General features: G+C 73.9%; 15 protein-coding genes and 1 pseudogene. 13 read left to right on the forward strand and 3 right to left on the reverse strand.

The features are described from left to right. Positions 1-4: 4 nt before the first annotated feature. Positions 5-1,174, reverse strand: a complete 1,170-nt coding sequence (locus ABZ449_RS00235; protein WP_360337564.1) for a hypothetical protein — start codon at positions 1,172-1,174, stop codon at positions 5-7. Positions 1,175-1,495: 321 nt separating this feature from the next. Here ABZ449_RS00235 and ABZ449_RS00240 point away from each other — a divergent pair, with 321 nt between their 5' ends. From ABZ449_RS00240 to ABZ449_RS00255, 4 genes are all read left to right on the forward strand, one after another. Continuing rightward, positions 1,496-3,463, forward strand: a complete 1,968-nt coding sequence (locus ABZ449_RS00240) for an FAD/NAD(P)-binding protein (RefSeq protein WP_360337567.1) — start codon at positions 1,496-1,498, stop codon at positions 3,461-3,463. After that, positions 3,464-4,687: a putative PEP-binding protein gene (locus ABZ449_RS00245; RefSeq protein ID WP_360337570.1), complete on the forward strand. Its 1,224-nt coding sequence runs from the start codon at positions 3,464-3,466 to the stop codon at positions 4,685-4,687. Positions 4,688-4,893: 206 nt separating this feature from the next. Then, on the forward strand, positions 4,894-6,699 hold the full coding sequence (locus ABZ449_RS00250) for a CocE/NonD family hydrolase C-terminal non-catalytic domain-containing protein (RefSeq protein ID WP_360337573.1): 1,806 nt from the start codon (positions 4,894-4,896) through the stop codon (positions 6,697-6,699). 104 nt (positions 6,700-6,803) lie between these two features. Further along, entirely contained in the window at positions 6,804-7,115 is a 312-nt protein-coding gene (locus tag ABZ449_RS00255) for a helix-turn-helix domain-containing protein (protein ID WP_360337576.1), read from the forward strand. 101 nt (positions 7,116-7,216) lie between these two features. Here the strand turns inward: ABZ449_RS00255 and ABZ449_RS00260 are convergent, their stop codons facing one another. Then, a complete protein-coding gene (locus ABZ449_RS00260) occupies positions 7,217-10,540 on the reverse strand; it encodes an EAL domain-containing protein (RefSeq protein ID WP_360337579.1) in 3,324 nt (1,107 codons plus the stop codon). Positions 10,541-10,815: 275 nt separating this feature from the next. Here ABZ449_RS00260 and ABZ449_RS00265 point away from each other — a divergent pair, with 275 nt between their 5' ends. The 5 genes from ABZ449_RS00265 to ABZ449_RS00285 all read left to right on the forward strand — a co-directional run bounded on the left by ABZ449_RS00265 (position 10,816) and on the right by ABZ449_RS00285 (position 17,598). Beyond that, positions 10,816-14,229 (forward strand): thioester reductase domain-containing protein, encoded by a 3,414-nt coding sequence (locus ABZ449_RS00265; protein WP_360338730.1) that lies wholly within the window; start codon positions 10,816-10,818, stop codon positions 14,227-14,229. A gap of 131 nt (positions 14,230-14,360) precedes the next feature. Further along, positions 14,361-15,152, forward strand: a complete 792-nt coding sequence (locus ABZ449_RS00270; RefSeq protein WP_360337582.1) for a leucyl/phenylalanyl-tRNA--protein transferase — start codon at positions 14,361-14,363, stop codon at positions 15,150-15,152. A gap of 107 nt (positions 15,153-15,259) precedes the next feature. Then, the gene (locus ABZ449_RS00275) at positions 15,260-16,789 is read left to right on the forward strand and encodes a hypothetical protein (RefSeq protein WP_360337585.1); all 1,530 of its coding nucleotides are present in this window, start codon (positions 15,260-15,262) and stop codon (positions 16,787-16,789) included. 89 nt (positions 16,790-16,878) lie between these two features. After that, entirely contained in the window at positions 16,879-17,412 is a 534-nt protein-coding gene (locus ABZ449_RS00280) for a hypothetical protein (protein ID WP_360337588.1), read from the forward strand. Positions 17,413-17,418: 6 nt separating this feature from the next. Further along, positions 17,419-17,598: a hypothetical protein gene (locus tag ABZ449_RS00285; RefSeq protein WP_360337591.1), complete on the forward strand. Its 180-nt coding sequence runs from the start codon at positions 17,419-17,421 to the stop codon at positions 17,596-17,598. A gap of 215 nt (positions 17,599-17,813) precedes the next feature. Here the strand turns inward: ABZ449_RS00285 and ABZ449_RS00290 are convergent, their stop codons facing one another. Next, positions 17,814-18,842, reverse strand: coding sequence for a DUF2510 domain-containing protein (locus ABZ449_RS00290; protein WP_360337594.1), 1,029 nt, complete (start codon positions 18,840-18,842; stop codon positions 17,814-17,816). 299 nt (positions 18,843-19,141) lie between these two features. Here ABZ449_RS00290 and ABZ449_RS00295 point away from each other — a divergent pair, with 299 nt between their 5' ends. The 4 genes and pseudogenes from ABZ449_RS00295 (at position 19,142) to ABZ449_RS00310 (ending at position 21,505) form a co-directional block, all read left to right on the forward strand. Then, entirely contained in the window at positions 19,142-19,909 is a 768-nt protein-coding gene (locus tag ABZ449_RS00295) for an HAD family hydrolase (RefSeq protein ID WP_360337597.1), read from the forward strand. Positions 19,910-20,222: 313 nt separating this feature from the next. After that, a complete protein-coding gene (locus ABZ449_RS00300; protein WP_360337599.1) occupies positions 20,223-20,672 on the forward strand; it encodes a nuclear transport factor 2 family protein in 450 nt (149 codons plus the stop codon). 17 nt (positions 20,673-20,689) lie between these two features. After that, a pseudogene (locus ABZ449_RS00305) lies at positions 20,690-21,079 on the forward strand (phosphotransferase); the annotation flags it as partial. A 144-nt stretch (positions 21,080-21,223) separates the two neighbouring features. Next, a complete protein-coding gene (locus ABZ449_RS00310) occupies positions 21,224-21,505 on the forward strand; it encodes a hypothetical protein (protein WP_360337602.1) in 282 nt (93 codons plus the stop codon). The last annotated feature ends 149 nt before the right edge of the window (positions 21,506-21,654 follow it).

A 21,654-nucleotide genomic window follows, 5' to 3' on the forward strand; every position in this document is an offset into this window, starting at 1 on the left:
TCGGTCAGCTCGCCGGGGTGCGCCGCAGCACCCGGCCCTCGACGTCCGCCTCCAGCAGGCCGGTGCCCTCGGGCCCGGTCACGCTGATCCTGATGCTGAGGGAACCGGCGAGGCGGTCGGCGACGAGCTGCCAGCTCTGCGGGGCGTGGACGCCGAGGCTGCTCCTCGCCTCCTCGATCAGGGCGGGGATCCGCTCGTACGGCAACTCCAGCGGATCGAACTCCGGGGTCTTCCCGCCGGTCGGGGAGAACGCGACCGACAGCAGGTCCTCCTGCGCCACCAACGCGATCGCCGAGCGCGGATCCCTCTCCGCCGTCAACGAGTCGATCGCCCGGCGCAGCTCGCCGTCGGAGCGGAACGACTGGCCGGCGCCGAGCACGATGACACCGGACCCCGCTGACACCACCCTGGTCGACCACGTCGAGGAAACCGTCGGCGTCGCGGGAGCGGGAGCGGGAGCGGGAGCGGGAGCGGCTCCGGCCCCGGCCCCGACTCCGGCCCCGGACCCGGAAGCGGAAGCGGACGGCGGATCGGCGGCCCCGCGCTCGAACAGGTCCACGCGGAACAGGAGAACGACGGCCGCCACGCCGAGCAACAGGCCCAGGAACCCGACGAAGCCGACGCCACGGACCTCGGCGGGCGCGCTCACCCGGGCCGCCCCGGGCGCCGCGTCCGGCCGCGCCCCGGCCGCCCGCTCCTCCCACTCCGGAGTCGGCCGCTTCACGATCCTCATCAGCCACGGCCGGTCCGGCGGGTACCGGACCACCAGGACGCCGCCCGGCCGGTAGTCGGGGAGGTCGACGACGTTGATGTCCTGGGTGAACTCGACCCGGAACGCCGGTCCTTCGTCCGGCGTGACGGTGAGGTCGAACCGCACCGGCCGCTCGCTCATCGCGCTCTCGGCGACGTGCAGGCCCTCGACCGCCGCGAGTGCCGTACGCGGGACGACGGCCGCCTCCCGGGCCCGCCGCGGCCGGCCGGCGAGGAACAGCAGCAGGCCGTAGACGAAGGGGAGGCCGAGCCCGGTGACGAACAGCGGCACCTTCCCGACGACGACGCCGACGATCAGCGCGGCGAGCGCCCCTCCGGCCACGCCTCCCGTCAGGAGGCCGCGGCCGAGGGCGAGCCCGACCCGCGTGCTGCGCGCGGGCGGCCGGCCGGTGGTGGTCGTCATACCGGTGATTGTGCCGGGTGGCACCGACGGCCGACAGCCTCCTGCACCAACTGCGTCACCTCCGTCACCACGCTCGAGCGGAGCGCTTCCGGGAGCCGGCGGACCCGGTGTCGATCACGAGGTGGCGGCTCCGGTTCCCGGCCCGCCCGCGGGATTTGGTGACAAGTCGTCATGGTCGGCGGATCACCTGTTCTAGGATCCTGGGGCACTTCGGACCGCACGTCGCTCCTTCCGAGCCGCATTTCCTTCCTCAGCAGACCTCGTGCCCGGCGTTCGGGACGGCAGAGCCGGGTTCCCATCCCTCGATGCGGAGGCTTGACCATGAGTCGAACAGGTACGCGTCCAAGAGTTCTCATAGTCGGGGCGGGCCTGGCCGGCACCGCCACGGCCATCCGGCTGCTCTGCTTCGCGCGCAGGCCGCTGGAGATCGTCCTGCTGGAACGACGCTCCGACTACCGCTCCGCGGGCGTCGCCTACCACCGGGACGGCAATCCCTGGGACTACGTGTTCAACATCCAGGCGGGCCGGATGTCGGTGTTCCGCGAGGACGTCCTCGACTTCGTCCGCTGGGCCAACCACGAGGCCGACCGCAGCGGCTGGCCGGCTCCCTGGGCCGAACTCCGGTTCGTCGAGCAGGGACCGGCGCCCCGGCGGATCTTCCAGGACTACCTGAACGACCGGCTGGCCGAGGCGAGACGCGAAGCCCCTCCCGGTGTCGTGCTCGTCGAAGCGGAGGGCGAGGCGATCGACCTGGAAGTCGGGTCCACCGGTGTCGAGGTGACGGTCGCGCAGCCCGGGGCCGACGGGGGCGAGGCCGGTTCGCCCCCGGAGGTGACCGTGCTCCGTGCCGATCAGGTCGTCCTCGCGACCGGCCTCGAACTCCGGGAGCCGGTCTTCGCCGCCGAGGTCCGCGCCCACCCGTCCTTCGTGCGCAACCCCTACTCCGCGGCCGGAATCCGCAAGCTCGTCTCGCTCCCGTCCGGGGCGAGCGTCGCCATCGTCGGTTCCGTGCTGAGCGCCTACGACTCGGCGGGCCTCCTGCTGCGCCAGGGCCACACGGGGAGGATCCGTCTGATCTCCAGGACCGGGACGCTGTTCCGGACGTACCCCGACGGCCACGAGCACGGGGTGGTGCGGCTGCCCTGCCCGAAGTCGCTGCTGGAGCCGTACCGGAACCGTGAGGAGTTCCTCGTCCGGATCCGGGCCGAGTGGGACGCGGCGTGTTCGACGGTCGTCCGGGAGAACCCCGACGTCTCCCCGGTGGTGGTCGCCGAGCGGGTGGTCAAGGCGTGGGAGCCGCACCTCCCGGAGGCCATCGAGCGCATCCCCACTGCGGAACTGCGCGGTCTGCTGGACGAGTTCGGCACCGCGCTGGCCGCGTTGCGGGTCGGGGTGCTGGAGTACACGATGGCGGTGATCGAGCGCGCCCTGCACGCGGCGGACGGGGCGGTGGAGCTGGTCGTCGGCAAGGTGGAGGCGGTCCGGCCGGCGGAGTCCGGCCGGTTGGTCGTGTCGGTCGCCTCCCCGGAGCAGGAGCACACCATCGAGGCCGACCTGGTGGTGTCCAACTTCGGCCGGGAGTCGGACTACAGCAGGGTCGGCCGGCCCCTCTGGCGGAACCTCCTGCGGCGGGGGATCGCCGTCCCGCACGAGCGCACCGGGCGCGGCCTGGAGGTCGACGGACGGGGGGCGCTGCTGAGCCCCGGCGGGGAGCCCGGACCGGTTTCCGCGGTCGGCGCGCTGCGGGAGGGCGACGAGATCGTGCGGAACGGCCGGACCGGTGCGTTCACGTTCAATCTCGCCGCCATCAAGAACCATTCGATCGCGGTCGCCGCCCACGTGATCGAGCAACTGGAAGTGGAGGAGGACGTTTCGGCTCGGATTCCGGTGGGGAGTCCGTCGCGCGGCCTGGTCGGAAACGCGGTCGGAAACGTGGCCGGAAACGTGGCCGGAAACGTGGCCGGAAACGTGGCCCGGTACCACGGTGGCGGCATCGGCAATCTGGAGGAAGCGGCCCGGGGGGAATTCGAGGACGCTGTGGTACTGGAGGCCAGGAGATTGGCCTCGCGCGGTCGAATCGAGCGGGACCTGCTCGATTCCCGGCTGGACGCCTGCATTCGGTCCATGGGTGAACGCCCCGCCGCTCCGGCGGACGCGGCCCGGCACGACCGCCTGATGAGGGTGGTCGTCAACCGGGCCGCGGTCGAACGACTCACCGATGTTTCCGTGACACCACGACAACTGCGCCGACAGCTGGGAATGGCGACCGCCGAAGAACAGGAGGAATAGGTGGACGGGCGACGGATTCAGGGATCCCTGCTGACCGGTGGTACTCGGAGCGAAGTGCGAGGAACCTGCAATCGCTCGAGAAGTCCGCTCGAGGGATCCATCCTCGTCGCCCCTTCCCTCGACGCCGGCCTGTACGAGGCGATCGTGGTGGCGCGCGCGGTGGTCTGCGGTTCGGGCGGGCTCACCGGCCACATGCAGTCGCTCTGCCGCGGCCGGGGCATACCCGTGCTCCGCGTCGAGGAGGCGGACCTCGCCGACCTGGTCGGCGAGGCCGTGCTGGACCTCGACAGCGAGTCGATCGTCGTCGAGTCCGGCGCGGGCGCCGGGGGCGGCCCGGGCGGCTCCGGGCGGCCCTCGACGGCCGACCTCGGCGCGGCGTGCGCGGTCATCGCGGACTTCCAGGACATCCGGACGATCAACTCCTGCGGGCCGGAGGCGAAGCGGGTCGACTGCTTCTTCATCCGGGAGGAGTTCCTCTGCCTGGCGGCGGCCCTGAGCCCGCTGGACGCCCTGGACGGCGGCCCGGCCGACGCGGCGGCCTACGGGCGGGCCCTCGCCGACCGGCTGTGCACCTTCGTCGAGGCTCTGCTGCCCGGCCAGCGGCTGGTCCTCAGGCTGCTCGACCTGCGCTCCGACCACGCCGCCAGTGTCACCGAGCTGGCGCCGGTCGCGGTCGAACCCAACCCCGAACTGGGCCTGCACGGCGCACGCTGGCTGCTGGGGTCGACCGCGTACCGGGACGCGCTGCACGCCGTGCTCGACTCGTTGCGCGAGCGGCTCGGCGACGCCGCGGGCCGGGTGCACCTGTCCGTCCCGTTCGTCAACGACGCGGAGGAGTTCGCGCAGCTCAGGAAGCACCTCGAGCTGCCGGCCGAGGTGCCGCTGTCCGCGTTCATCGAGACACCGGCGGCGGTGCACGCCACCGCGGAGATCTGCGCCGCCGGGGCGAGCGAACTGTTCGTCGGGGTGAAGGACCTGGTGCAGTTCTACCTGGCCGCGGACCGCGGCAACCACCTGGTGGCGGAGTCCTACCGGACCCGGCACCCGGCCGTCCTGGACGGACTGCGCAGGGTGGTGGAGTCCGCCCGTGCCGCGGGGACCCCGGTCAAGGTGTTCGCGCTGGGCACGGACCTCGCCCACTACCTCGCCCACGTGCCGACCCCGGACGGCTACATGATGTGCACCGCCGAACTCCGGGAGCTGCTCCTCGACGCGCGCCCCTGAGCGGGCGGCGGGTGGCGGTCGGGTGGCGGTCGGTCCGGGCCGCCACCCGCCGTCGTGAGGTCGCGTGTGGGTACTACAACTCTATTGTCATCGACAGAAGTTGATCGGTTCTCCATCCATTCCAGTGAATCTGACGATGCATCAGTTTCGTTTGGTGCGCCGCGATCCAGGATGCGAACAGTATCCGCAACGGAAGGGTGGTTCGCATGACCAGCGTCACTGGAGAGCCGATCCCGGCGATCACCGAGGCCACGCTCACCGACATCGCCGACAACGGACTCCGGCGCCCCGACGGCAGCGTCAACCCGGCCGTCGTCGACCTCGGCAACGCCCTGCAGGCGGCCGCCCGGGGCGACGACACGGTGCAGCTCCCGCCGGAGCTGGCCGAGTTGGCGGCCAAGGTGCGGGAGATCGCCGACGTCGACGTCACCGGCATCGAGGTGGAGGAGGGCGTCCGCCTGTCAGCGTTCCGCATCAAGCTGAAGGGCGACGAACCGCGCCCGGTGGTGATCGTTCCGGCCGGGTGGAACCCGCTCGGCTGGCTCCCCTTCGCCTACGGCTACTTCAAGCTGGCGTTGCGCGGCTACCACGTCCTGGCCTACACCCCGCGGGGCCTCGGCTACCCGAACTGGATCTCCACTTCCAGCGGGCACGTCGACGTCGCCGGGCCCGCGGACAGGGCCGACGGGGCGAAGGTGATCACCCATGCGGAGGGCTGGTGCGGCCCGAGCAAGATCGGCTTCCTCGGCGTGTCCTACGGCTCCGGGATCAGCCAGCTGGTCGCCGCGTACGACCCCGACGACCGGGTGGACGCCGTGGTCGCGCTGAGTACCTGGGGCAACCTGGCCACCAGCCTCTACGCCAACGACACCCGGCACGTGAAGGCGGTGGAGCTGCTGGTCGGCTTCACCGGCGGGGAGAAGGAGGACAAGTTCGATGCGGAAACCATCGACATCCTCGACAAGTTCGACCAGAACCGCGACCTGAAGGACGTGGTCGACTGGGGCAACGACCGCTCCCCGGAGACGTTCCTCGCCGACACCAACGCGCGGGACATCCCGACCTTCGTCTCCAACACCTGGCACGAGACGCTCTTCCCGGCCTCCTCCGTGATCGACGTCTACGACCGGCTGACGGTGCCCAAGCAGCTGAACCTGTGGATCGGCGACCACGGCGCGCCCGAGGGCGCCGGCATGTCCGGCCTGCTGCTGCACCCGCCGTTCCCCGGACTGGCGGAGCCCCTCCGGGAGGCCTACGAGTTCCTCGACCACCACCTGCTGGGCGCCGACAACGAGGCGCCGAACCGCAAGCGGGTGACGAGTCAGGTGATGTTCACCTACAAGACCAAGCCCGTGCCGGTCTTCGGCAGGCGGATCGTCGAGGCCGCGCACCGGGAGCCGCGCGACTCGTGGGCGGATGTCACCACCGGCGAGGAGACGTGGTACCTCACCGGCGTCAACGGCGACGGTGACGGTGCGCTGGCCGACAAGCAGAACGACGGCTGGGCGCGGAGCTTCGCCGCCGGCGTGGAGACCAAGGCCACGGCGGTGGACGACGTGATGGACACCGGCCAGAAGGAGTGGACGGGCAACCCCCGGCCGTACGTGCTGGGCGACTTCGAGCGGGAGCACCTGCTGGTCTGGTCGACCGACCCGCTGACCGGGAGCGGCGGGGTGGCCCGCCGCATCCGGGGCGCCGCGAAGGTCCGGTTGACCGTGCGCAGCACCGAGGAGGCCGCCACCCTGGTGGCGTACCTGTTCGACGTCGACCCGGACGGCAACGCGCTGATCATCGCCCACGAGCCGTACACCGTGCTCGGGCTGACCCCCGGCGAGGACGCCACCGTCGACTGGAAGCTCCAGCCCGCCGCGTACGACCTGGCGGACGGCCACCGGCTGGCGCTGGTCGTCAACAGCCGGGACCAGCTGTACTCCTACGCCGCGGAGCGGGGCACCGTCACCGTCGGCTCGCCGAGCGGGAGCGAGTCCCGACTGGAGCTGCCGCTGGGCTGATCCGAACGGCGCCCCGGGTGGTGCGGGTGTGGCCGACGGGACGGTGGCATACGGCCGAGGTACGATGCAACCCATACCTGGGGGCGTCCGAGACGGAGGAGCCGATGCCAGACCCGGAAGGCCACCCCTCGATCGAGGAGATGGACCTGCGGACCGTGCTCAACGCACTCGCCGACCCGTTGCGCTTCGGGGTGATCGTCGCCCTGCTGGGGGAGGCCGAGGGGGCGGAACGCACCGTCGCCTCCTTCGGCCTCCCGGTCTCCAAGTCCACGCTCACCCACCACTTCCGGGTGCTGCGCGAGGCCGGCCTGATCCGCCAGGTCGACCGGGGCAACAGCCGCGCGGCCACGCTGCGTCGCGAGGACCTCGACCGGCGCTTCCCGGGGCTGCTCGACCTGGTCTGTGAGAACTCCTGACGGCACGGGGCCCGGGTGGGGGGGCAAGGTTCCTCGACCCCACCCGGGCTCTCCTCGTGCCGTCGCGCGCGGCGGAAGGAGCGGCGCGGGCGGGCCGCCGCTCAGGCGGGTTCGTAGGAGGTCCGGCGGACCAGGGCGCGGGCCTGCGGGGAGTCCATGGGGTGGGCGAAGAGGTACCCCTGGCCGAGCGGGCAGCCCATGGCGGCGAGCAGGTCGCGCTGGTCGGTGTGCTCGATGCCCTCGGCGATGACCTGGACACCGAGCGTGTCGGCGATCCGGGTGATGCCCTCGACCAGGGCGTACTGCTGGGGCGAGTGGCCGAGGCCGTCGATGAAGGACTTGTCGATCTTGAGCAGGGAGATCGGGAACTCGCGCAGGTAGGACAGCGAGGAGTAGCCGGTCCCGAAGTCGTCGATGGCGATGCCCACGCCGAGGCCGGACAGGGTGGCCATGTCGGCGTGGATGCGGTCGTCGCGGCGCATCAGCACGGACTCGGTGAGCTCCAGGACCAGGGTGTGCGGGTCGATGCCGGTGCTGGCCAGGGCCCGGCGGACCACGTCCACGAACCCGGCGTCGCGGAACTGCCGGGCCGAGACGTTGACGTTGACCCGCAACGGCGGCCGGCCGGCGGCCGTGCGGGCCTCCGAGCTCGCGGCCTGCCAGGCGGCGACCTCCTGGGCGGCGCGCTCCAGCACCCAGGCGCCGAGCGGGACGATCTGGCCGCTCTCCTCGGCCAGGGAGATGAACTCGTCGGGCAGCACCATGCCGCGCCGGTCGTGCGGCCAGCGGACCAGCGCCTCGAAGGCGACCAGGTCCCCCGAGCGCAGGTCGACGATCGGCTGGTAGTAGAGCTGGAAGGCCGATTCCGCGATCGCCGAGTCGAGGTGCTCGTTCAGCTCGTGCCGCTCCACCATCCCGGTCTGCAGGGCTGGCCGGTAGTGGCGCCACTGGCGGCGGCCGGCCGCCTTGGCGGAGTAGAGCGCGAGGTCGGCGTGGGTGAGCAGCTCGGTCGCGTCCACGCTGTCCTCGGTGGTCGCCACGCCGATGCTGGCCGTCACCCGCACCGCGCCCGACTTGAGCTTGAACGGCTCGGCGAACACCGCCAGCACCCCCGACGCGATGGTGTCCACGTCGGCCGGCCGCCGCGCGTCCTCCACCAGCACGGCGAACTCGTCGCCGCCGAGGCGGGCGGCGGTGTCCGAGGCGCGCAGCGCGGTGGAGATCCGCAGCGAGACCGCGACCAGGAGCTCGTCGCCGACCGCGTGGCCCTGGGTGTCGTTGACCACCTTGAAGTCGTCCAGGTCGATGAAGAGGACCCCGGTGACGGCTCCGCTGCGCTCGCCCCGGGAGAGCGCGTGGCCGACGCGGTCCAGGAACAGCACCCGGTTGGCCAGGCCGGTCAGCGAGTCGTGGAAGGCCCGGTGGGTCAGCTCGCGCTCCATCTGCCGCTGCTCGGTCACGTCGCGCAGGGTGAGCACCAGGGCGCCCACGGTCGGATCCGCGCGCAGGTCGTTGAAGCGGACCTCGGCCTCGATCGGCGTGCGGTCCTGGCGCAGCAGCCGCCAGTGCTCGCGCGGCTGCTCGCCCCGGGGCTGGTCGGCCGCCTCGCGCATCCGGGCCAGCACCCTGCCGACCTCCCGGCTGTCCTCGGGCGGGACCAGGTCGGTCAGCCGGGTGCCGGCCAGGTTCGGGTGGCCGAGCACGGTCTCGGCGGACGGGGAGGCGTAGCGCACGCCGTCGTCGGCGTCGAGGATCAGGATGACGTCGCTGGCGTTCTGCACCAGGGTGCGGAAGTACAGCTCGCTGTTGCGGCGGGTGACCTCCCGGCTCAGCACCACCCGCTCGACCGCGAGGGCCGCCTGCGCGGCGAGGATCTCCAGCGAGCTCCAGAGGCTCGTCAGCTCCTGCTCGGTGCCGGTGACGATGAGCGCGCCGATCAGCGGATCGCCGGAGGGGCGCTCGGCGAGGGTGAGCGGGCAGACCAGGGCGTACGGCATGCCGCCGAGCTGGGTGGTGCGCCGGTTGCCGTCGGGCCTGGCGGGAGCGGGCTTCGCGGCGGTGGGCTTCGCGGTGGCGGTCGGGGACGTGGCGGTCGGGGACGCCGTGGTCTGGGACGCCGTGGTCTGGGACGTGGCGGTCGGGGAGGCGGCGGTCGGGGAGGCGGCGTGCTTCGACGCGGCGGGCGGGCCGGCGGCGGCCAGGCCCAGGGAGGCCACCGGCAGCAGCAGGGTCTCCCGGGCGGCGGCGAGTTCCAGCACCCGGTCGGACGGTGCGGCGTCCTCCGGCAGCTGCCGGGCGGCGCCGCTCCCGGCGTGCCGGACGTGCAGCACGCCTTCCTCGGTCACCGCGAGCAGGGCGACGTGCCCGGCCTCGGCCGGCATCAGCGTGGAGGCGGCGGACTGGACGGCGTCGGCGACCTCCTCCACCGTGACGGCCGCGGTCAGCCGGGCGCCCGCCTCGCGCAGCGCCCGCTCCCGGGCGACGGCCTTCCGGCGGTCGGAGACGACCACCGCCAGCCGGGCCAGCACCAGCAGGTAGAGCAGCGCCGAGAAGGCGCCGATCACGCCCGCGTTGCCGGTGTTGCCGGCCAGCGCCTCGATGATCAGGATCGCCGGGGCGATCAGCGAGGCCAGGGTGAGCAGCACCAGCCGGGCGGTGCTCAGGTCCGGCTGCTGGGTGGGCGCCGGGCGGGTCAGTTCGACCATCGACGGGTGCAGCGCCGCCGCGCCCCAGGCGGTGTAGAAGGCGGCCCAGCCGAGTTCGACGGGCGTGCCGATGTGCCAGGTGCCGTGCAGCTGGATCAGCCCGTACAGCACGTCGGAGGTCAGGAGGCCGAGCGAGCCGACGGCGAGCAGCTGCAGCGAGCGGGAGTTGCCCCCGCGCGGGGTCAGTAGGCGCAGCAGCAGGGCGAGTACGACCACGTCGCCGAGCGGGTAGGCGATCGAGACGGCCTTCTGGAACCAGTCGAGGTCCGGGTTCCGGGCGTACGGGAGGATCAGGTAGATCCAGGAGAGCAGGGCCAGCCCGATGGTGGGGATGAGCGCGTCGAGCAGCCCGGCGCGGTCCTGACGGGCCGTGCGCCAGCGGATGAAGCCCAGCACGCCCACCGCGTACAGCACGTACTCGGCGAGGTAGAAGGCGTCCGCGACGGACGGGAACGGGTTGGGAAGGTGCAGGATGTCCAACTGGACAGCCTGGATCACCTCACCCACGGTGAAGCTGAGGTTGGCGAGCGCCAACACGTACCAGAACCGCGCGTGCGCGGGCCGGTTGAGACGGACGCCGACCACGATCGCGGCGACGCCGCCGAGGCCGATGCCCGTCCACCAGATGATCCGCTGGCTCGGATTCGCGTAGTAGATGCCGGTGAACAGCACCATCCAGAGCAGGTAACAGACCATCAGGCGTTGGCGCCGGCGAGTCAACGAGGCTACCTCCTCCGCGACATCACCCCGCCGGTCGGACGGGGGGAGTTCGGGCGAGGACAGGGCGGGCGAGGCGAACCGGCCGGCCCGGGTGCGGGACGGGTGAGCGCTTTCGCGCAGCAGCGAGGCGTCCGGTGGGGGTGCGACCGGACGTCCTCGACGGGGCAGGAGTGCGTATAGTCGGAAATGTCGCACTCCCCAGCATTCTGCCGCCACAGCACGAGGTCAAGCCGGTGGACGACGCAGTAGACAGCGCACAGGGCGTACGAACGGATGTGAGCTCCGGCCGTCACGCCGTGGTCCGCAATGACGACGGTCAGTGTGCGATCTGGCCCGGGGACTTGACCGTGCCGGCCGGCTGGCGGCCGGTCCACGGGCCCGCCGGGCGGGCCGACTGCCGGGAATGGGTGGAACGCGAGTGGCACCCGGCCGAACTGGGCTTCCCCGACGGCACCCCCGTACGGCGGGCGGCGGCCGGATTCGCGGACACGGTGCACGGACTGTTCCGCGCGCGGGCGGCGCACGCCCCCGAGGCGGTCGCCGTCATCGCCGACGACGCCACGCTCAGCTACCGCGAACTCGACCGGCGCAGCGACCGGTTGGCCGCCGCACTACGGGCCCGCGGCACCGGCCCCGAACAGGTCGTGCCGGTCTGCCTGGAACGCGGGACGGGCCTGGTGACCGCCTGGCTGGGCGTGCTCAAGGCCGGCGGGGCCTTCCTGCCACTGGACCCGGCCCACCCACGACGACGGCTGGCCGAGCTCGTCGAGGACTGCGGGGCGGGGGTGGTGGTCGCGGACGGTGACGGCCTCCCGGACGCCTTCCGGGTGCCCGTGCTCGGACCGCGGGGCGGCGCCGGGGAGCTCCACGGGGAGGTCCACGGGGAGGTCCTCGGCGACGACGGCGCCGTCCCGGACGACCTCGCCTACCTGATCTACACCTCCGGCACGACCGGCCGCCCCAAAGGCGTACCCGTCACCCACCGTGCGCTGCTGTTCACCCTCGACCGGATCGTCCACGCCTACCGGCTGCGCCCCGGCGAACGCGTCCTGCAACTGGCCGCCCTGGGCTCCGACACCGCGCTGGAGCAGGTGCTCGGCGCCCTCCTCGCGGGCGCGACGGTCGTGCTGGGCGGCGGCGGGAGCGCGGGCGGCACCTGGGCGCCCACCGAGCTGGCCGGCCGGCTGCCCGGGCTGGGCCTGGCCGTCGCCGACTTCACCCCCGCCTACTGGCACCACCTGCTCGACCTGCTCCCGCCCGGCGGGTCCGGCCCCGGGGAGCTGCGGCTGGTGGTGGTCGGCGGGGACGCCGTGCACGCCGACGACTGCCGGCGCTGCCTGGAGCGGCTGCCGGGTGCCCGGCTGCTCAACGCGTACGGGGTCACCGAGGCGGCCGTCACCTCGACGCTCTGCGAGGTCACGGCGGAACTCCTCGGCGGGAGCGCCACGAGGCCGGGCGCGGCGGGTGCGGGTCCGGCGGGTGCGGGTGCGGGTGCGGGTGCGGGCGCGGCGGAAACGGGTACGGCGGGTGCGGGTCCGGGGGGAACGGCCGCCTCCGCCGCGCCCGTACCGATCGGACGGCCACTGCCCGGGGTGCGGGTGCACGTGCTCGACGCCCGGCTGCGCCCCGTCCGGCCGGGGGAGAAGGGACAGATCCACCTCGGCGGGCCCGGGCTCGCCCGGGGCTACTGGCGCCAGGCCGGGCTCACCGCCGATTCCTTCCTGCCCGACCCGTACGCACCGCTGCCCGGCGAGCGGATGTACCGCACCGGCGACGCCGGGCGGTGGCGGGCGGACGGGCAGCTGGAGATCCTCGGGCGCTTCGACGACCAGGTGAAGGTGCGCGGGCACCGGGTGGACCCGGCCGAGATCGAGGCCGTCCTGGCCGCGCACCCGGACGTCCGGCAGGCGCGGATCGCGGCCGACGGGGAGGCGGCGGACGGCAGCCGCACGCTCACGGCGTACTACACGCTCGGCCCGGGGGCGGCGGGCGGGTCGCAGGGGATCCGGGCGTTCCTGGCCGAGCGGCTGCCCGACTACCTGGTGCCGGCCGAGTTCGTGCCGCTGGAGGCGATGCCGCTCACGCCGGCGGGGAAGATCGACCGGCGGCGGCTGCCGCAGGCGCCGGTGCGCCCGTCCGCTCCGTCCGCTCCGTCCGCTCCGTCCGGTCCGGCTGTTCCGGTCGGAGCGGGGGCGGTCGAGACGGACGGTGCGGACACGGTCGAGGCGGCCGTCGGGCGGCTGTGGGCGGAGCTGCTCGGCGTCGAACACGTCGGCGCGGACGGCGACTTCTTCGCGCTCGGAGGCACCTCGCTGCTCGCGATGGAGATGCTGGCGCGCGCCCGGATCATGTTCGGCGTCGACGTCGGGCAGGTGCGGGCACTCACCCGGGCACTGCTGCGCGAACCCGTCCTGCGCGCCTTCGCGGGGGCGCTCCGGGCGGCGCGCACGCAGGCCCCTGCGGGCGCCGTACGGGAAGCCGGCGTCGACTGGTTCGCGGAGGCGGGGCTCACCGAGGACCTCCGGCAGTCCTGGAGCCCGGCGCCCTCCCGGGCCGAGCCCGCCGAGATCCTGCTCACCGGCGCCACCGGCTTCTGCGGCGCCCACCTGCTGCAGACGCTGCTCGCCACCACCCGGGCGCGCGTCCACTGCCTGGTCCGCGCACCCGACGAGGAACACGCACTGGAACGGCTGCGGGCGGCGCAGCAGCACTTCCTGCGGCACGCCCTCGCCGACCGGCGGGTGGTGCCGCTGGTCGGCGACCTCACCCGGCCCCGGCTCGGGCTGACGAGCCCTCAGTTCGACTGGCTGGCTGAACACCTGGACGCGATCCACCACCTTGGCGGGCAGGTCAACTTCCTCTACCCGTACCACCAGCTGCGGCAGTCCAACGTCGGCGGAACCCGGGAGGTGGTCCGGCTCGCCGGGCACAGCCGGGGCATCCCCGTGCACTACCTCTCCACCCTCGCCGTCCTGGCCGGCTTCGGCGCGGCCGGCGTCCCGAAGGTCACCGAGCGGACCCCGCTCGCCCACCCGGAACGGCTCGGTGTCGGCTACGTCGAGAGCAAGTGGGTCGCCGAACAGCTGCTGCACAACGCGGCCGCCGCCGGCCTGCCGGTCACCGTGCTGCGCACCAACGACGTCACCGGGGACCTTGCCGGCGGGGTGATGAACACCGGCACCGAACTGTGCGCGCTGATCGCCTACCTGGCCGACAGCGGGACCTGCCCGGACGTGCAGCTGCTGCTCGACTTCGTACCCGCCGACCGCTTCGCCCGTGCCATCGCCCACATCGCCGCCCACGCGCCGGCCGCCGGCGAGGTCTACCACCTCACCTCCCCGCGGCCGGGCGTCCTCGCCGACCTCGCCGATCGGCTGCGGGCGCGCGGCCACCGGATCGCCCGACTGTCGTACGGGGACTGGGTGCGGCGGCTGGTCCGGTTCGCCGCCGGGAACCCCACGCACCCGATCGCGCCGTTCGTCCCGCTGTTCGTGGACCGCGCGCCGGGGACGGAGCTGTCGATCAGCGAGATGTACTTCCGGCCGACGTTCCCGCTGTTCGACCGGGTCAACGCGGACGCCGCGCTGGCCGGGAGCGGGGTCGAACTGCCTCCGGTGGAGGCCGGGTTGATCGACCACTACCTGGCGGGGCTGGAGCGGGAGGGCTTCCTGCGGGCGGCCTCGTCGTGAACCGCTCCGACGCCGGCCGCTCCGCCACAGGCCGTTCCGCCGCAGGCCGCTCCGCCACAGGCCGTTCCGCCGCAGGCCGCTCCGACGCGACCAGCTCCGACGCGACCAGCTCCGACGCGACCAGCTCCGAGGTGAGTCTCTTCGACGCGCTGGAGGGTCGACTCGGTTCCGGAGACGGGCCGGTGGCCTTCGGTGGGTCGCTCGGCCCCGGGGAGCTGCTGGAGGCGTACCGGCGCGGACTGTTCCCGCTGCCGGCGGGCGACGTGTACGCCAGCGCGTACAACGAGGCGGTGTACGGGGATGCCGTCGAGGCGGGCGAGGTGGCGCTGCTGCCGGGCGGGGTGGACCCGTACGCACTGGCCTGGTGGTCGCCCGACCCGCGGCCGGTGATCGCGCCCGACGGCGTCCGGCTCGGGAGCGGGCTGGCGCGGCGGCTGCGCAACCGGTCCACGTGGTGGACGAGCGCGGACCGGGCCTTCCGACAGGTGCTGGCGGCGTGTGCCGAAGGGCGTCAACCACCCTGGCTCAACGGAGAGTTGGCGGAAGCGCTGACGCGGCTGCACGAGCTGGGGGCGGCGCACAGCGGAGAGGTCTGGGAGGGGGAGGAGCTGGTCGGCGGGGTGTTCGGGGTCGCGGTCGGCCCGGTGCTGAGCCTGGACTCGATGTTCCGACGCCGCCCGGACGCCGCCCGGGTCGCGGTCGCCGACCTCGGGGCGCGGTTCGGCGCGGCGGGCGGGCGGCTGCTCGACGCGCAGTGGGACGGGCCGCACGTGCGGAGTCTCGGGGCGGAGCCGATGGCGCGCTCGCGGTACCTCGCGGAGCTGTCGGGCGAAGGGCCGGGCGGCGGCGCGGGTGGGGTCGGAGCGCTGGACGGGAGGCCGCTGCCGGCGGCGCGGCTGGGGCGGGCCGGCTCGTCCGGCTGAGCTGTCCACTCTGGCAAGCCTCGCCTGACCTGCGATTAAACCTGGTCGGGCCGGATTTTTTGGCCTGTCTTCGACAAACTTATTCCTCGTCAGTAACATGACGCCGCGTGTTCAAAAGTTCCATAGGCAGGGCCGCCGGCCCGGCCGTCCTCACCCTCGTCCTCGCCGGGGCCGCCGCGTGCGGACCTACCAGCCCCGGTACCTCCCAGGCCGGTGCCGCACCGGCCGCCGCCACCGTCGCCGACCCGGCCGGGACCGCCGCCGGGGGCAGTCCGGCGGCCGCACCGGCCGCCGGCAGCACCCCGCGGGCCAAGGCGGGCACCCCCGCCGCCGGCCGTCCGACCCCGGGCAAGACGCCCGTCGCCGCCGCCCCCGCCGGGGACCAGCAGGCCGCGATCGGCAGTCCGGGCAAGGACGGTGGCGCCGTCACGGCGGCGGCGAAGAACCTCCAGCTGACGTCCTACGACCCGGCGCACGGCACCGCGGTGCTGTCGGCGACCGGGCCGGCCGCCTCGGCCTCGGCCTCGGCCACGGGCACGGCCTCGGGCCCGGCCTCGCCGAGTGCCGCCCCGTCCGCCGCGGCCGCCGCAGCCGTCCAGCCCGGGCAGCTGATCGCCAGCCCGCCCACCGCCGCCGCCCCGCAGGGCGCGCTGGTCGCCGTCACCGGTGTCCGCCCCGGCACGGGCAACACCATCGCCCTGACCACCCGTCCGGCCACCCTGGCCGAACTCCTCGGCGGCACCGAGGCGGACGGCAACATCCCGGTCGACCCGCACGGCATCACCGTGACCCCGCTGGTCAAGGACCTCAAGGCGACCGCCGGTCTGACCGGGAACGGCGTCCAGGCCGACGCCTCCGGCACCCTGGAGGTGGACCTCAAGGCCGCCGTCCCGATGCCCGAGGGTGCGAGCCTCGACGCGTCCGGCTCGCTCCAGCTCCACCCCGCCGTCCACTTCGCCTACCACGGTGCGGCGATCGGCAGCCCCCGCACCGCCTCGATCGGCTTCGACCTCGGCGCCCACGCCCAGTGGAAGGTCACCGGCGACGCCGCCCGAGGCACCGGCGCGGCCCCCGTCCGGGTGCCCTTCGCCAGGCTGCAGGCCAGCCCGGTGCTGACGGTCGCCGGGCTGCCGGTGGTCGTCAACCTCGGCCTCACCTGCTACCTGGAGGTCAGCGCCGACGGCCAGGTCCACCTGGAGACGGAGCAGGACGCCACCGGTACCTGGGCGGTGCGTGCCGACTACACCGGTGACAAGGGCTGGACCCCGGTCACCAGCGCCGAGACCAAGATCACCCCGGTACACGTGCGGCTCAACGGCAAGGCGGGCGTCCGGGCCGCGCTCGGCGCCGAGATCAACCTCGGCCTGTACGACACCGTCGGCGTGGAGACCACCGTCGCCCCCTACCTGCGCGCCCAGGCGGAAGGCTCGCTGGTCGCCGACTCCTCCGGCAACCCGCCGCAGGTGCAGGGCAGTTGGTCGCTGGCCGGCGGCGTCGACCTGAACGGCTCGCTGCTCGGCCACCTGAAGGTCTTCGGCACCCCGATCATCGAGGGCAAGCTGCCGCTGCCGCCGTTCCACAGGGAGTGGCCGCTCCTCGCGGGTTCGGCGACGCCGCCCGCCCCGCAGCACAGCTGACCCGTTCTCACCCCGTGGGCCCCTCACCGGACTTCTCCGGCCGAGGGGCCCTCGTCGTGGGTGGGCTCGGACCGGCGGAAGGCGGCGGGGTGGGAAGCAGGCGTTCGGTGCTCGGCGGTGCGGCCGTCCTGATCTGGGTCGGGACGCTGGTGCTGCACACCGCCACCGGGATCGGCTGGTGGGCGGCCGTCCCGGCGCTGGCGGCGGCGGTGCTGGCCGCGCTGGCGCTGGCCGCGCCGCCGCGACCGCAGGCGTGGGGAGCCGGGCCCGGGAGGCGTCGGCGGGCATCGCTGCCGAAGGGGCCCGTACCCGCGGGCCGGGCGTTTTCCGCCCACGCGGGCCCGGCACCGGGCCTCTGGGAGGCGCGGCCGCCGGGCAGCGCTCCGGTCTTCCGGTCCGACGTCTCCGCGAGTTCCCTCGCCTGGGCGGACGACGACGCGGTGGCTGTCGGGAGCGGTTCCGGGGCCAGGCACCGCCCCCTGCTGGAGTACGCCGACGACCCGCTCACCCCGGTGGCCGCCGAGACCCTCGCCGACGGACTGGAACGGCTCCTCCTCCGTCTCGGCCCGCCGCCGGGCGCCGCCGGCAGCCCCGACCAGACCGCCCCCCACGCCCCGAGGTGACGACCGGTGACCACCCCCGAGGAGCGCGGCACCCGCCGTCCGACGGCGCTGGAGATCGCCACCCAGTGGGCCCGGCTTCCGCCCGCACACCTGCTTCGTGCTCGCCGCAGGGATGCTCGCCGGCTCGGTGATCGTGCCTGGACGGTCGCCAGTGGCTGGCCGGCCTGCTCGCGGGCCCCGGCCTGATCGCCCTCCCGGTGGTCTTCGTGCCGCGTCGCAGCGACCGCCTCACCGTCCGCCCGAGCATGCTCCCCCCGCCGCCTGCCCCGTCGGAGCAGTTCCCGGAGGACCAGCCGGCGTAGCGGCGCGCGGGAGGCTCTTCGAGGGGGCGGGCCGGTCCTTCCGACGGGTGGTGGCCGGGCGGCTTCGGCGGTGGTGCCGCCGCCGCCCGGAACCGGGCGTCAGGTGCCGGCGGCGGCGGTGTCGTCCTTCTTGACGCCCAGGAGGATCTGGTCGAGGACCGAGACGTCCGGGGCGGCCGGGTCGTCGTCCACGCCGCCGTCGAAGACCACGTAGCCGCCGCCCTTGGCGGGGAGGGCGGCCAGCAGGACGTAGCCCTGGGTGCCGTCGGCGTTGGTGATGTGCCAGCGGGTCGCGTAGCCGGCCACACCGGCGACGGTGAGACTGCCCGAGCCGTAGTCGGTCTGCGAGGTCATCCCGCTGAAGATCTGCTTGGCGACGGTCGGCATGGCGGCGTCGGCGGCCGCCTTCGGGGAGTCGCCCTGGATGGTGTTCTTCTCCACCGAGAACCGGCCGCGGATGCAGGCCTTGCCGTTCGTACAGGTGTAGCGGCCGTTGCCGAGGTAGACCGACCACTGCGGGGAGTCGGTCGCCACCGCCTCCCAGCCGTCGAACACCGGGAGGGTGATCGAGTGCTGCTTGTCCGCGACGGTGCTCCTGAGGACCGGGGCGGGCTTGGGCGTGGACGGCTTCGGGGTGGGGGCCGGGGTCCGGCTCGTGGTCGGACCGGCGCTGCGGCTGACGGAGGCGGTGGGGTCGGTGGTCGGGTCCGCCGTCGGGTCGCCGCCGTGGCTGAGCGCGACCCCGGCGATGCTGCCGCCGATCGCCAGGACGCCGACCGCGACGGCGATGATCACGCCCGGCTTGGCCCGCTTGGGGGCGGGGAGCGGGGCCGGCGCCATGGGCGGGTAGCCGGTGCCGGGCTGGTCGTAGCCCACGGCGGGGTACGCCTGCGGGGCCGGGTACGCCTGCGCGGCCGGGTAGGCCTGGGGCGACGGGTAGGCCTGTGCCGCGGGGTAAGCCGGGTACGCCTGCTGGGCCGGAGGCGCCTGCCCGCCCGGGTAGCCGTAACCGCCCTGGACCGGCCGGAGGTCGTCGGTCCAGGTGCTGCCGTCCCACCAGCGCTCGTGGCCGGGGGCGCCGTCCGGACCGGGGACCGGGTACCACCCGGGAGGCGTCTCGTTGCTCACGGCCGTACGCTACCGGGCGGTGCGTCACCCGAGGCGGGAGGGGTGTCGCGCCCGCCGTCACCGCCGTGCGGCCACCGCCGATCGTCACCGCCCGCCGCGGCCACCCCCGCGCCTGACCGGCCGTTCCGGGACGGAAGGCCGTACGGTGCGGCCGGCGCGGCCGGAGTGGGAAGTCGGCGGGCCGGACTTCCCGCTCCGGCCGTGCGCGAAGGACCGTGCCCGAGCGGCAGGTCGCGGCGCCGTCCCCACCCGGGGCGGGCGGTGGATCGTGCACGACACCGGCTGGATACCATCGCCCGGTGATCACCTCCAGCGCCCGCACCACGGTCTTCGACATCGACGGCACCCTCTGCTTCGACGGGCGGACGATCGACCGCCGGATCCTCGACGCCCTCGCGGACTGCGAGCGGGCCGGGCACCAGCTGGTCTTCGCCTCCGCCCGGCCGGTCCGCGACCTCCTGCCCGTCCTCGGCGGGGCCTTCCCCACCGCCACGCTGATCGGCGGCAACGGCAGCCTGGTCTCCGTCGACGGCCGGGTACGGGCGCGCGCCGCGTTCCAGGCCGGTGAACTCGACCGGCTGCTGACCGAGGTCGAGCGGTTCCGGGCGGGCTACCTCGCCGACGGCCCGTGGGACTACGCCTACACCGGACCGGCCGACCACCCGATCCGGGGCCGGGTCGACCAGGGCGGCCTCGCCCGCCGGGTGGAGCTCGCCGAACTCCCCTCCGTCGTCAAGTTCCTGGTGGTCGAGGCGACCGACCTGGCGGCCCTCGCACAGGCCGGCCGCGCGCTCGGGATGACCGTCAACCACCACCTCGACGAGGCGATCATCGACTTCGCCCCGGGCACCACGAACAAGTGGGAGGCGCTGACCTCGCTGGGGATCGACGCCTACAACGCCTTCGGCAACGACATCAACGACCTCGACCTGCTGCGCAACGCCCGGCACTCCGTCCGGGTCGGCACCCACCCGGGCCTGGACGGCGTCGCCCGCGTCACCGTCGCCGCGGAACCGGAGGCCGTCGCCGCCGAGATCTCCCGGCTGGCCGGGGCGCCCGGCCGGTAGCCGCCGGGCGCCGCGACCGCTCGGGACCGGGAAGAGTGCATCGGTGTTGCCTTTCGGGAAAGCCTGCTCGAAGCGGCGCTCCCGGCGACACCTGCGTCAGTCGCCGGCCGTGATCTCCAGGGGGAGCACCCGTATCGGTACTGCGTTCACGGGTCTCACCTCCTCGCACGGTTTCACGGTCGACCGGAAGCCAACAGCCCGGTCGCCGTCCCCGCCGGCCGTTCTTCCGACGCCTGATCAAAGCGTGGGAGAGTCGGGGGAGAGGCGGGAGAGCCGACTGCCGCCCGGCCCTTGGGGAGAATCGGGGGAGAACATGTCCGAGCCCGCCGTTCCGTTGCCCAGCCACCGGGCGATCGAGAACCTGATCGCGCGCTACGCCGAACTCGTGGACGACGGCGACTTCGCGGGGCTCGGCGCCCTGCTCGCCGACGCCGTCTTCGTCGGCAGCGGCGCGCCGGTGCGCGGGGCCGCGGCGATCGAGGCGATGTTCCGGGAGACGCTCCTCGTGTACGCCGACGGGACGCCGCGGACCCAGCACGTCACCAGCAACGTGGCCGTCGAGGTCGACGAGCCGGCGGGGACGGCGGTCGCGCGCTCGTACGTCACCGTGCTGCAGGCGCTGCCCGAACTGCCGCTCCAGGCCGTTGCGGCGGGCCGGTACCACGACCGCTTCGCGCGCGGGGAGGACGGGCGGTGGCGGTTCGTGGAGCGACGCGTGCGGATCACCCTGGCCGGTGATGTGAGCCGCCATCTGCGACGGTAGGGTGCGCCGAGCGCGACCGCGACCGCTTCGAGGAGCGGCTGCGGGGCCTGGCGGCGGCGGTGCGGCCGCGCGCGGAGCACGCGGTGGTGCACGGCGAACTCGGGCCCGACCACGTGCTGGTGGACACCGACGGCCGCCCGGTGCTGATCGACCTCGAAGGCACGATGTACTTCGACGTCGAGTGGGAGCACGTCTTCCTGCGGATCCGCCTGCCCGGAGCCGACTACCGGCCGCTGGCGGCGGCCGGACTGGACGAGGACCGGCTCGCCCTCTACACGCTGGCGCAGCGCCTCTCGCTGACGGCGGGACCGCTGCGCCTGCTCGACGGGGACTTCCCGGCCCGCGAGGCCATGGCCGGCATCGCCGAGCACAACCTGCGGCAGGCCCTGTGGCTGCTCGGCGACTGACGGGCCGCTGCCACCGGCCCCGGCCTCGGCATGGTCGGTTCGGGGGATTGCGGCCGGATTCCTGACATGGACAGGGCGGCGGGGGAATCCATGGCCCGGAAGGGTGCCGTAACCGGTTGGGCACCCTCGGAAGGGAGAACAGTCATGCGTCGTCGGATTGCCGCGGTCGGGATGCTGGCCGCCGTCGGAGTGCTCGCCTCTGCCGTGCCCGCACAGGCGGCGACGGGGGTGCTGGTGGTGAACGGCGTGTCACACCAGAACCCGGCGCGGGGGTGCTACCCGACCTTGTCGCCCGTACTCGTCGAGAACCTCACGGATGCGCGGGTCGACGTGTTCTCCGCGGCGAACTGTCAGGGGGCGGTGACGCGGGAGATCGCACCCGGGATGTCCGCGGCGACGGTCGGATTCAGCTACTTCGTCAACTGAGACCGGCGTAGGGCCGGGGAGTGGGAAGTCGGCCCTGCCGACTTCCCACTCCGTCACGAGGGGGGAGGGCGAGCGAGGGGTGCAGGGCGAGGACGCGCGGGTCTGGCGGGAACCCCTGTCGCGAAGAACCGCCGGGCGCCGGACTCCGG

Source organism: Kitasatospora sp. NPDC005856, assembly GCF_040629945.1.
Classification (GTDB): Bacteria; Actinomycetota; Actinomycetes; order Streptomycetales; family Streptomycetaceae; genus Kitasatospora.